General features: G+C 67.6%; 12 protein-coding genes. 7 read left to right on the forward strand and 5 right to left on the reverse strand.

What is annotated here, in order from left to right; genetic code table 11:
- Positions 1-189: 189 nt before the first annotated feature.
- Positions 190-1,485 (reverse strand): D-arabinono-1,4-lactone oxidase, encoded by a 1,296-nt coding sequence (locus tag IE307_RS27055; protein WP_191302201.1) that lies wholly within the window; start codon positions 1,483-1,485, stop codon positions 190-192.
- A gap of 74 nt (positions 1,486-1,559) precedes the next feature.
- On the opposite strand from IE307_RS27055, the gene IE307_RS27060 reads away from it, so the two are divergent.
- Entirely contained in the window at positions 1,560-2,741 is a 1,182-nt protein-coding gene (locus tag IE307_RS27060) for an amino acid deaminase/aldolase (RefSeq protein ID WP_191302202.1), read from the forward strand.
- Here IE307_RS27060 and IE307_RS27065 read toward each other — a convergent pair.
- Positions 2,738-3,382 (reverse strand): TetR/AcrR family transcriptional regulator, encoded by a 645-nt coding sequence (locus IE307_RS27065; RefSeq protein WP_373306042.1) that lies wholly within the window; start codon positions 3,380-3,382, stop codon positions 2,738-2,740. The genes IE307_RS27060 and IE307_RS27065 overlap by 4 nt on opposite strands.
- A gap of 82 nt (positions 3,383-3,464) precedes the next feature.
- Here IE307_RS27065 and IE307_RS27070 point away from each other — a divergent pair, with 82 nt between their 5' ends.
- From IE307_RS27070 to IE307_RS27085, 4 genes are read left to right on the forward strand one after another with little or no spacing between them, the layout of a single operon-like run.
- Positions 3,465-4,712, forward strand: a complete 1,248-nt coding sequence (locus IE307_RS27070) for a GH1 family beta-glucosidase (RefSeq protein ID WP_191302203.1) — start codon at positions 3,465-3,467, stop codon at positions 4,710-4,712.
- Positions 4,713-4,752: 40 nt separating this feature from the next.
- The gene (locus tag IE307_RS27075) at positions 4,753-5,913 is read left to right on the forward strand and encodes an MFS transporter (protein ID WP_191302517.1); all 1,161 of its coding nucleotides are present in this window, start codon (positions 4,753-4,755) and stop codon (positions 5,911-5,913) included.
- A complete protein-coding gene (locus IE307_RS27080) occupies positions 5,913-6,695 on the forward strand; it encodes an SDR family NAD(P)-dependent oxidoreductase (RefSeq protein ID WP_191302204.1) in 783 nt (260 codons plus the stop codon). The genes IE307_RS27075 and IE307_RS27080 overlap by 1 nt, the downstream gene beginning before the upstream one ends.
- A 40-nt stretch (positions 6,696-6,735) precedes the next feature.
- Positions 6,736-6,981 carry a three-helix bundle dimerization domain-containing protein gene (locus IE307_RS27085; protein WP_191302205.1) on the forward strand — a complete coding sequence of 82 codons (246 nt, stop codon included), beginning with the start codon at positions 6,736-6,738 and terminating at the stop codon, positions 6,979-6,981.
- A 403-nt stretch (positions 6,982-7,384) separates the two neighbouring features.
- On the opposite strand, the gene IE307_RS46970 is transcribed toward IE307_RS27085, so the two are convergent.
- A complete protein-coding gene (locus tag IE307_RS46970) occupies positions 7,385-7,744 on the reverse strand; it encodes a hypothetical protein (protein WP_229905105.1) in 360 nt (119 codons plus the stop codon).
- Positions 7,745-7,757: 13 nt separating this feature from the next.
- Positions 7,758-8,033 (reverse strand): hypothetical protein, encoded by a 276-nt coding sequence (locus IE307_RS27090; protein ID WP_229905106.1) that lies wholly within the window; start codon positions 8,031-8,033, stop codon positions 7,758-7,760.
- A 207-nt stretch (positions 8,034-8,240) separates the two neighbouring features.
- Here IE307_RS27090 and IE307_RS27095 point away from each other — a divergent pair, with 207 nt between their 5' ends.
- Positions 8,241-9,623: a helix-turn-helix domain-containing protein gene (locus IE307_RS27095; protein WP_191302206.1), complete on the forward strand. Its 1,383-nt coding sequence runs from the start codon at positions 8,241-8,243 to the stop codon at positions 9,621-9,623.
- 97 nt (positions 9,624-9,720) lie between these two features.
- Positions 9,721-10,056 carry a hypothetical protein gene (locus IE307_RS27100; RefSeq protein WP_229905107.1) on the forward strand — a complete coding sequence of 112 codons (336 nt, stop codon included), beginning with the start codon at positions 9,721-9,723 and terminating at the stop codon, positions 10,054-10,056.
- A gap of 91 nt (positions 10,057-10,147) precedes the next feature.
- Here the strand turns inward: IE307_RS27100 and IE307_RS27105 are convergent, their stop codons facing one another.
- Complete coding sequence (locus tag IE307_RS27105) at positions 10,148-10,867, reverse strand: SDR family oxidoreductase (protein WP_191302207.1); 720 nt, start codon at positions 10,865-10,867, stop codon at positions 10,148-10,150.
- Positions 10,868-10,910 lie beyond the last annotated feature (43 nt).

Raw genomic sequence — 10,910 nt, forward strand, 5'->3', positions numbered from 1 at the left:
TACGCTGCGTGAACACCCCGTGTCCGGGAACCGGGGACAACTCCAGCGTGTCCGCTTGACACCCTTCCTCAGGTGCAGCAAGAGCTATGGCGCGACTCGTGATGGGACCCCACCGCCCAAGCCTCTTGGTAAAGACGGCTCGCCTGCGGCTTCGCGTGGGAGGACGGCTCGCCTTCGGCTTCGCGGTTGTCAGGTGCCCAGCACGCGGTCCAGGTAGGCGTTGCTGAACGTGCGGTTCGGGTCCACCTCGTCGCGCACCCGCAGGAAGTCGTCGAAGTGCGGGTACAAAGGGCGGAGGTCTGTGGCCGTGAGGTCGTGCATCTTGCCCCAGTGGGGGCGGCCGCCCACTGACGCGGCGATGCTGGCGTAGGCGTCGAAGAAGGTTTTGTACTGCATGCCCAGTGCCTGGTGCATGGAGATGTAGGCGGTGTCCCGGCCGTTCGCCGTGGAGAGCCAGATGTCGTCTGCCTGGGCCACGCGCACTTCGCAGGGGACGATCAGGTGGTCGCGGTCGCCCAGTTTGCTTGCCACTGCGCGGAGTTCGCCGATGACGTCGAGGAGGGTTTCGCGGGGGATGGAGAACTCGGTCTCCACGAAGCGGACTCGGCGGGGGGTCACGAAGACGTTGTGGGAGTAGTCCGAATAGGACCGTTCGGAGATCATGGAGCCGCAGAACTCGTTGAGGCGCTTGGTGTAGCGGGGGAACTTGCGGGCCACCTTGGTCACGGCGCCGAAGGCGGCGTTCTCCATGACCTCGTACTCCCAGGTCTGGCGGAGTTTTGAGAGCGGGCGGGCCTGGGAGGTGATCCTGTTGTTGCGCTTGAGGATCACGCGGTCTGAGTGGGTGAACCAGTGGAACTCGACGTGGTCTTCCACTGCGCAGAGGTCGTCGAACTGTTCCAGCACTGCGTCCAGGCGGCCTGGGGATTCCTGGGCCTGCAGGACGAAGGACGGGACGCAGCGCAGGGTCAGGGTGCTGATGACGCCGAGGGCGCCGAGGCCCACGCGGGCCGCGTTGAAGAGGTCTGGGCGTTCGGTTCGGGAGCAGGTGGTGAGGGAGCCGTCTGCCAGGACCAGGTCCAGGGATTCGATGGCGGTGGCGAGGACGCCGAGTTTGGCGCCTGTGCCGTGCGTTGAGGTGGAGACCGCGCCGGCGACCGTCTGGGCGTCGATGTCGCCCAGGTTCGGCATGGCCATGCCGAGGCGGTGGAGGTCTGCGTTGAACGACCACAGGGGAGTGCCCGCGCGGACGGTCACGAGGCCGGTTTCCGTGTCCGCGCGTACGATTCCGGTCCATCGGTCCAGGTCGAGCGCTGTTTCCGGGGCTACCGCGATGTCGTTGAACGAGTGGCCGCTGCCTCGGGCGCGGACGCGGCCTGCCGAGAGGACGGCTGCGGCGATCTCGTCCGTGCTGGACGGGTGGACGACGCGCACCGGCGTGCACGATGCGGTTCTAGCCCAGTTCGTCCACACGCGAACCTCCACGAGAGAGTGTGACCTGCGAGTAACGTAAGTGAAAGCTCTTCACGTTTCAAGGGTTGAGCACGTACCGTCAGTGCATGCGCAGAACTCGACTCGACGCTGCGACGAAGGACCTGGATCCTCCGTTCGCGATCGTCGACCTGGACGCCTTCGACCACAACGCGGCGGACCTCGTTCGTCGTGCTGCCGGTCATCCGATCCGGGTCGCGAGCAAGTCGATCCGGGTGCGCGAGCTGGTGAGCCGGGCGCTCGAGCGGCCGGGATACGCCGGGGTCATGTGCTACTCGCTGGCCGAGGCGTTGTGGTTGTCGGAGCAGAACGTCAGCGAGGACCTGCTCGTCGCGTACCCGACTGCTGATCGCGCCAGCTTGCAGAAGCTCGCGGCGAACGAGACCGCACGTCAGCGCGTCACCATCATGGTCGACTCCCTGGAGCACCTCGACTTCGTGGACGCGGCGATCGGGCCGCACGCCGACATCCGAGTTTGCCTGGAGCTCGACGTGTCGTGGCGGCCGTTGCCGGGTGTCCACATCGGTCCGCGCCGTTCGTCGATCCACACGCCGGTGCAGGCGAAGGCCCTCGCCGCGAAGATCGTGCAACGGCGCGGGTTCGCGCTCGTCGGTGTCATGGCGTACGAGGGGCAGATCGCCGGGCTGGGGGACAACCCGCCCGGTCAGCCGTTCCGGGCGATCGGGATCCGGTTCATCCAGTCGAAGTCCGGGCCGGAGCTGGTCGAGCGGCGGACGGCCGTGGTCGGTGCTGTGCGGCAGGTCGCCGACCTGGAGTTCGTCAACGGGGGTGGCACCGGCAGCCTGGAGCTGACCGGCTCCGACCCGTCGGTCACCGAGCTCGCGGCGGGGTCCGGGCTCTTCGGGCCCACGTTGTTCGACGCCTATCAGGCGTTCAGGCCGGAACCGGCCGCGCTCTTCGCGCTCTCGGTGGTGCGCAAGCCGACGAAGCGGGTCGCCACGCTCTTCGCCGGCGGGTACATCGCGTCCGGTACACCCACGCCCGACCGCCAGCCGTCGCCGTACCTGCCGGAAGGGCTCAAGACGCTCGGGCTCGAGGGCGCGGGCGAGGTGCAGACGCCGGTCACCGGCAAGGCGGCGGAGCAGCTGAAGATCGGCGACCGCGTCTGGATGCGGCACGCCAAGGCGGGCGAGCTGTTCGAGCGCTTCGACGAGGTGCACCTGGTGCACGGTGATCAGATCGAGCGCACCGTGCCCACGTACCGCGGTGAGCGCAGGAACTTCGGCTAGACGGGCAGGCGCGACGACAGGTAGCCCCTGACCAGCGTTCGCGCTTCGTCCAGGATCGCGTGGTCGCCCGTCGGGTTCTTGCGGAACGCCATCTTCATCACGGCGTCGGCCGCCTCGACGGCGATCGCGATCGGCAGGCCGACCTCGCCCATCGGGATGCCGAACTTGCCCGAGATCAGCTCCGAGATCTTGTCGGAGATGACGGCGTTGTTGTCGCGGCGGTCGTCGAGCAGGCGCATGTCCACGACGTCACCGAAGTGCAGCTTCCCGAACGCGGGGATCTCGCGGTGCATCGTCACGTAGACGTCGAACACCGTGTCCACGGCGTCCCACCAGTGCTCGAGCGTCGCCTGCTCGAGCCGCTCGGTGATGCCCTGGGAGAACTTGTCGACGTTGCGCAGCGTCAGCGCCTGCACGACGGCTCGCTTGTCGGGGAAGAACTGGTAGAGCGAACCGACTGCCACACCCGCTCTCTCCGCGATCAACGTCGTGGTGACGCCGTCGTAGCCCACCTCGTCGATGAGGGTCGCGCACGCCTCGAGCATGCGCTCGACTCTCTTGGCGCTGCGCTGCTGAACGGGCTGACGGCGAAGCGGGGTGGTGCTCGTCACGGCGACTCCCAGTAGTTCGGGTACTTCCATCTTGCCTGTTGCACGGCTCTTTCACTTCCCTGAACCTGTCAACACGCCTACGATCCGAACAAGTTTCACATTTGGAGGATCGATGAGCGACTTCCTCTGGGGAGTGTCGACGTCCGCGTTCCAGATCGAGGGCGCGTTCGACGTCGGCGGTCGAGGTCCCTCCGTGTGGGACGGGTTCACCCCGGTACACGACAACCAGAACGCTTCCGTTGCGTGCGACCACTACCACCGGTGGCGTGAGGACGTTGCGCTTATGGCGCAGCTCGGCGTGAACGCGTATCGGTTCTCGATCGCGTGGCCGCGCATCCAGCCGTCCGGCAAAGGACCTGTCAACGCCGAGGGCCTCGACTTCTACGACCGCCTGGTCGACGCGCTCGTCGATATCGGTATCGCCCCCGTGGTGACGTTGTACCACTGGGACACCCCGTTGGAGCTGGAAGCGGAAGGCGGATGGCTCAATCGGGACATCGCCGACCGGTTCGCCGACTACACGGCGCTGGTCGCGGACCGCCTGGCCGATCGCGTGAAGCTGTGGATCCCGGTCAACGAACCGGCGATGGTGACGTTGCAGGGCTATGCGATCGGTGAGCACGCCCCCGGCAAGACGCTGCTCTTCGACGCGTTGCCCACCGCCCACCACCTGAACCTCGCTCACGGCCGTGCGGTCGAAGTGCTCCGTTCCCACCACGCGCAAGCGGTTGGCACGGCCAACAACCACACCCCCGCGTGGCCGGTTGGGCCGAACGACGTAGCAGCGGCCGAGGCGTACGGCGAAATCCACAACTGGCTCTACGCGGATCCCATGTTGTCGGGCCGATATCCCGACGCAGTCGCCGAACTCCTGCCCATCGCCGATGGTGACCTGGCCACGATCCACCAGCCGCTCGACTTCTACGGCGTCAACTACTACAACCCGACGCGGCTCAAGGCGCCGTCCGAGGGCAACCCCCTGCCGTTCGAACTGGTCGAGATCGACGAGTACGAGCGCACCGGGTTCGGCTGGCCGATCGTGCCGGCCGGGCTGACCGAGATGATCACGACGTTGCGCGACCGGCACCCGGACCTGCCGCCGGTCCACGTGACCGAGAGCGGCTGCAGCTTTCCGGAAGGACTGCGGGACGCCGAGCGGATCTCCTACCTCGACGGACACCTCAAGGCCGCGCAGGCCGCCGACGTCTCCGGATACTTCGTGTGGTCGCTGCTCGACAACTTCGAGTGGGAGGCCGGGTACTCGCAGCGGTTCGGCCTGGTCGAGGTCGACTACGAGACCCAGGTCCGCACGCCGCGCGACTCGTTCCACTGGTACAGAAAGGTGATCAGCGGTGAGTGAAGCCCTCGCTGAGCCGGTGGTGCGGGTCCGCCGCGGCTGGATGACCTGGCTGTTCTTCGCGAACCTCGGGTTGTGGCTGGCGATCTACGCGCCGATCCAGGTCCTGCTGCCCCAGCAGGCCGAGATGCTGGACAAGGCGAACAAGGAGCTGGTGTTCGGCATCGTCACCGGCTTCGGCGGCCTGGTCTCGCTGCTCGTCGTGCCGTTGATCGGGTTCCTGTCCGACCGCACGACCTCGCGGTTCGGCCGCCGGCACCCGTGGACGCTGGGTGGCGCGGTCATCGGTGCCGCCGGTCTCGCCGTGCTGGCCACCGCGCCTTCCGTGGTCGTGATGACTATCGGCTGGTGCCTGGTGCAGGCCGGTATCGGCGGGATGCTCGCCGCGCTGACGTCCGCGGTGCCGGACCGGGTGCCGGTCGAGCAACGCGCGCAGGTCGGCGGGCTCATCGGCATCAGCCAGATGCTCGGCACGGTGCTGGGTGCGGTCGTGGTGACGTTGCTGGTCAGCGGCCTGACGAACGGCTATCTGGCGTGTGCGGTCATCGTGATCGTGGGGGCCCTCTTCTTCGTGTGGCGAACCCCGGACACGCAGCTCATCGCGAAGCCCGTGAAGCCGACTTTCTGGATCTCACCGCGCGAGCACCCCGACTTCGCCTGGGCCTGGCTCGGCCACCTCATGATCAACCTCGGCAACGCGTTCGGGACGCTCTACCTCCTCTACTTCCTCGGCGACGTCGTCCACCACCCGTCCCCGGAAGACGGTCTTCTGGTGTTGATGGCGCTCTACGGGGTGGCGCTCGCCGCAGGAGCGGTGCTGTTCGGCGCACGAAGTGATCGTTCCGGCCACCGGAAGCCGTACGTGTACCTCGCGTCGACGGTCATGGCGATCGCCGCGTTGTTGTTGGTCGCCTGGCCCACCTGGACCAGCGCGCTGGTCGCCGCGCCGCTGCTCGGCGTCGGCTTCGGCACGTACTGGGCGGTCGCGATCGCGCTGCTGACCCAGGTGCTGCCGGCCGCGTCCGACCGTGCGAAGGACCTGGGCGTCCTGAACGTGGCCAACGCTCTGCCCCAGGTCATCGCCCCCTTGCTGACCGCGTTGATCCTCGCGAACCTGGGTGGCTACCGCGGTCTGTTCGCGGTGTCGGCGCTGGCGACGACGCTGGCCGCGGTGTTGATGAGTCGAGTGCGATCGGTGGTCTGATGCGGGTCGAGGGCAAGACGGTTCTGGTCACGGGCGCGTCCCAGGGCATCGGCGCGGAGGCCGCTTTCCGGTTCGCCGCTCACGGCGCTCATGTGCACCTTGTGGCCCGGAGCGCCGAACTGCTGGATCAACAGGTCGAGCGGATTCGGGAGTTCGGTGGCTCGGCGACCGCTCACCAGGCCGATCTGGCGGACGCCGCGCAGATCCGCGCACTCGCCGAGGAGGTGCCGGCCCCGGACGTCCTGGTCAACAACGCGGGCGTCGGCCGCTGGCTGTTCCTCGACGACACGTCGGCCGACGAGCTGCAGGCGATGACCGCGGTCCCGTACCTGGCGGCGTTGCTGCTGACCAGGGAGTACCTGGGCGCCATGCGGTCGCGCGGCTCCGGCTGGATCGTCAACGTGAACTCGCCGGTGTCGCGCCTGCCGATCCCCGGCTGCGTCGGTTACCAGTCGTCGCGCTGGGCGTTGCGCGGGCTGACCGCCTCGTTGCGGCTCGACCTGCGGGGGACCGGCGTCGGGATCAGCGAGGTCGTGCCGGGCAAGGTGAGCAGCGAGTACTTCGTCAACAACCCCGGTGCCGAGGAGCGGATCCCGGCGATCGCGAGGATGGCGATCCCGACGGTCACACCGGCGCAGTGCGCGAAGGCGATCGTGGACGCGGTGGAGAAGGAACGCGCCGAGCACCTGTTCCCGTGGCAGCTCAAGGCGTTCGAGATCTCCGGCCGGCTGTTCCCCGGTCTGACCTCGTACCTCGCGTGGAAGACGGGTACGCACCGCTGAAAGTGGGAACTCCCAGGTCACAGACCCCAGGGAGGACACCATGACCGGAACTGTCGACGGCCACCAGGTCCGCGACCCGCACGGCCTGCACGCCGACGCCGAGGACCAGCTGCGCCAAGCGGCTTCCGAGGTGCACCGCCGCGTCGGCGACCAGTACGACGAACAGGCCGTGCGGAGCGCGGTGCAGGAGGCCTACGACGAGATCACCGACGGCGCGAAGATCGAGTCTTTCCTGCCGATCCTGGTCGCGCGGTCGGCGGAGCAGAAGCTCGGGCAACAGGCCTAGTCGGACGGCTTGCGAGTCCCGGCAGTGCGAGGTCGCCCACCTGTGTACAACTGCCCGTCAGCCTGTGGACAACTCGCGATCTTGGCACGGCGTTGTCGGTGTGTTCTGGAAGAATCAAATCAAGGGTTCCCCTTCACGGGGGGACCCTTGCGTGAGCGTGGAAACGGCCCCCTACCTGCGCGGGAGGTGCAGGCAAGGGGCCGGAGTTGGTGACCGCGGGCCGACGACGGTCGGGGAGGGTGGGTGCACGTCACCGGCCCGCGGGAATCTGTGGAGTTGTTGAAAAGCTGACCGGGGCTCGCGATGTCGCGGTCGGGGGTTCGCACATCGCGAGCCACCGGTCAGTAGGCGGTTTGCAGACCTGGTCGTGTCGGGGGGACGCCAGGTCGGTCGCAAACGCCCGTTAGTGGGCTCGAGCCACCGCGCGGCGGGACCGGGTGACAGGAGGAGTCACCGGGGCCTCGCGCAGGTGGCGAGCCGGGCGCGGGGCGAGTCCGCCCGCAACCAGGTGTTCGTACGCGGCGCGCCACACCGAGCAAGGTGACTTCGTCTGGCGCCAGCGGCCGGAACATTCGGGGCAGTTGCCCTTCTCGTCCGGCTCGTGCGCTGCCAGAAGTGCACGCCATCCCTCGGTCAGCCGAGGGAGCTCGGATCGAGCCACCGACAGGAGGGACGGGGCGTCAGCGCGGCTCGCCAGCTCTGTGAGCAGGTCGAGGCGTTCCCACACAGCGTTGCGAAGAACCTGTCCGAGGATCGCGTCCATCGAAACGTCACCGTCACCTTTCCGCCTGGTCGGCGGCTTCGCGTAGCGCAGCCCTGAGCTGTACGAGCTGGTCGTGGGACAAGACTGCCGTCTCCCCGGGAGGGCCTACCAGGACCACTTGGCCCTGAACGACCTTCACGGTGAGCTGGCGGTCCCGGTCGACCACGTCGCCGCAGCTGATCTGCCACGTCCGACGCTGCCCGGTCGTGCCGCGCCATGTGGAGTCGGTGTCACCCGTCTCCACAATGGAGGTGGAGTACGAGGAGGAGCTGTCCATCTGATTGGTCATTCCTCTCCGTGCTCACTCGCTTACCGGAATCCAGATTGCGATGATTCATCCCGGAACGGGACGTCACAGCGCCCACCGGTGGAAGTCTTACGGTGAGCGGTAAGCGGTGTTCGGCAGAGCCGATCAGCTCCGCCGAAGAGGACTTCTCGGGCTCGGGGACCTGCCCCTAGTCTGCCGATGACGCCCAACGGACTGTGAGGGTGCGCGATGAACACCATGAGTACCCAGGGCTCTCCCATCCCCACCGAGGTGTGGGACCACCAGGAGATGCGGGACGCACTGGCCCGACGAGAGATCAGCTCGGTCTACCGGCTGCTCCGAAGGCACGGCGTGTCCCAGCGCCAGATCGCGGCGCTCACCGGGCAATCGCAGTCCGAGGTCTCGGAGATCCTCAAAGGTCGTCAGGTCATGGCCTACGACGTCCTGACGAGGATCGCCATCGGCCTGGGTGTCCCACGTGGATACATGGGTCTCGCCTATGACGAGACAACGGCAGTACGGGTGGCCGCGACCGCGGACTCACCCCATCCTGAGGAGGACGAGTCGGTGAAGCGTCGGAAGTTCCTCGCGCACGCCGCCGCCGTGACAGTCGGCGCGGCCGTGTTCGGAGCGGACTCCGGGTCGTGGGTTTCACACCCCACACAGACTCCGGCTCCGGGACGCATCGGCATGACCGATGTGCGCCAGGTCGAAGCGGCCACTCGCGCGTTGCGTGCCCTGGACTACCAGTACGGCGGCGGTTCCTGCCGCGACGCGGTGGTCGCCCAGCTGTCCTGGGGACAGCAGATGCTGGGTGCGAGCTCTACGGACATCGTCCGCCAGCGGCTCTTCGTCGCCTTGGCGGACCTGCACAACCTCGCCGGCTGGACGTCGTTCGACACGGGCCTGATGGACTCCGCCCGCAACCACTTCGGTCAGGCGCTCGACCTCGCCAAGCAGGGCGAGAACGAGGCGCTGATGGCGAACATCCTGTACCGCATGGGTCGCGTCTACTTGCACCAGAACGCCCCGGACGACGCGCTGAAGGTGTTCCAGCTCGGTCAGCTGGCCGCGCAGAACTCCGGTTCCGAACTGGCCGTGGGCATCCTGTGCGCGAACGAGGCCTGGGCCTACGCGAAGATGGGCTCCGACGAGCAGGCGCTCAAGCTGCTCGGCCGCGCGCGTGACGAGTTCTCCCGCGCCAACGTCGCCGAAGCCCCCGCCTGGGCCAAGTTCTTCAACGAGATCGACCTCTCGTCCATGATCGGCACGGTGCACACGGAGCTGGCCCAGACGGTGGACGCCAAGTACACGAGGACCGCGATCCCCGCGCTGTCCAAGGCGATCAACAACTTCGGCGACGAGTACGCCCGCAGCCGCTCGTTCAACCTGACCTCGATGGCGATCAACCACCTGCTCGAGGGCGACATCGACCACGGCGCCAAGATCGGTCGCCAGGCCGTCGACCTGTCGGAAAGCCTCAAGTCGGTCCGCACGAAGCAGCGCATGGAGCCCCTTCGCCAGGAGGCAGACAAGCGCCGCAACAACCCCGAGGCCCGCGAGCTCGCGGACCGCGTCGCCCGCTTCACCGGCACCGAGTCGGCCGCCTGAGCCATCTCGTTTGGGTCCTATAGCACCCCTTTCGGATGGCGTGGGACACGAAGCGGTAACGCCAGGACCTTCGCACACGAATGCAGCATCGACGGGCGTGCAATCCACGCCTAAGGTGCGGCAGGTCGGGGCGAAGGACGAGGTGCGGCGCGTGAGCCTTACTCGGAGGTGGCGTTCCAGGAGAGCGCTGCGGTCCGCGCAGTTGCTCGACGAGGTGGTGGACACCCAGTTGCCGCTGCTCGCGGGCTTCGACGAGGAGCGCCGGCGCAGGTCCGCCGACTACCTCGCGGAGCTGGTGGCGCTGGCTCAGGACTACCGCTACTACGCCAACGGCTGGATCGACAGCCGCGAGCTGGACCGCCGCGGTCAGCGGACGATGAACCGGCTGGCGCGGATGCGCGAAGAATCTTCGGCCCGACTGATCACCGACTAGTCCGTTCGTGTGCAGCTCGTCGCGCCGATCGGACCACTCACCGAGTCCGGTCGAAGTCGTGGATGTTTCACGTTGAACATTCGCCCGGCCCTCACCAGGGCACGGACCCGGCGTCGTCGAACAGACCGCCGGTCGGACCGTCGTCGGGCAGCGTGGCCAGCTTGACGGCGATCTTGGCGCCGTCCGCAGGCGTGCTGGTGCCGCGGAAGCCGTTGAGGTCCGTCGCCACGTAGCCGGGGCACGCCAGGTTGATCTTGATGTCCGTGAGCTCCTTGGCGTACTGCACGGTCACCGCGTTCAGGAACGTCTTCGACGGCGTGTAGGTCCCGCTGACCTCGCCGAACTCCACTCCCGGCGTCGTCTGCAGCGTCAGCGACGCGAGGTGGCTCGACAGGTTGACGATCCGCGCCCTGTCCGAACGCCGCAGCAACGGCAGCAGCGCGTTGGTCACCCGGATCACGCCGATCACGTTGGTCTCCAGCACCTCCCGCATGCTCGCCGCCGTCACGATCGACGGCTCCGCGGGCCACGCCCCGGTGATGGCGGCGTTGTTGACCAGCGCGTCGAGGCGGCCGAACCGCTCCTCGACCAGGGACGCCGCCGAGGCGACGCTCTCGTCGCTGGTCACGTCGAGCGGCACGAAGAACGCGTCGACGCCCTCCGCTCGCAGCTTCGCCACCGCCTCCTCGCCCCGCTGTGAGTCCCGAGCGCCGACTCCGACGCTCGCCCCGAGCGCGCCGAGACCTGCCGCGATCGCGTATCCGATGCCCTTGTTCGCGCCGGTGACCAGCGCAATCGTGTTCTCGCTCATGAATTCGATCGTGGTCGTGAACGGCTTCAGGACCAACATCACC

Origin of the sequence: Lentzea cavernae (assembly GCF_014653695.1) — a bacterium.
GTDB classification, from domain to species: Bacteria; Actinomycetota; Actinomycetes; order Mycobacteriales; family Pseudonocardiaceae; genus Lentzea; species Lentzea cavernae.

Coding starts and splice junctions, on each gene's coding strand:
- IE307_RS27075 (WP_191302517.1), top strand. CDS start 4,753: ATGACCTGGCTGTTCTTCGCGAACCTCGGGTTGTGGCTGGCGATCTAC.
- IE307_RS27080 (WP_191302204.1), top strand. CDS start 5,913: ATGCGGGTCGAGGGCAAGACGGTTCTGGTCACGGGCGCGTCCCAGGGC.
- IE307_RS27105 (WP_191302207.1), bottom strand. CDS start 10,867: ATGAGCGAGAACACGATTGCGCTGGTCACCGGCGCGAACAAGGGCATC.
- IE307_RS27085 (WP_191302205.1), top strand. CDS start 6,736: ATGACCGGAACTGTCGACGGCCACCAGGTCCGCGACCCGCACGGCCTG.
- IE307_RS27065 (WP_373306042.1), bottom strand. CDS start 3,382: ATGGAAGTACCCGAACTACTGGGAGTCGCCGTGACGAGCACCACCCCG.
- IE307_RS27090 (WP_229905106.1), bottom strand. CDS start 8,033: ATGACCAATCAGATGGACAGCTCCTCCTCGTACTCCACCTCCATTGTG.
- IE307_RS27060 (WP_191302202.1), top strand. CDS start 1,560: ATGCGCAGAACTCGACTCGACGCTGCGACGAAGGACCTGGATCCTCCG.
- IE307_RS27070 (WP_191302203.1), top strand. CDS start 3,465: ATGAGCGACTTCCTCTGGGGAGTGTCGACGTCCGCGTTCCAGATCGAG.
- IE307_RS46970 (WP_229905105.1), bottom strand. CDS start 7,744: ATGGACGCGATCCTCGGACAGGTTCTTCGCAACGCTGTGTGGGAACGC.
- IE307_RS27095 (WP_191302206.1), top strand. CDS start 8,241: ATGAACACCATGAGTACCCAGGGCTCTCCCATCCCCACCGAGGTGTGG.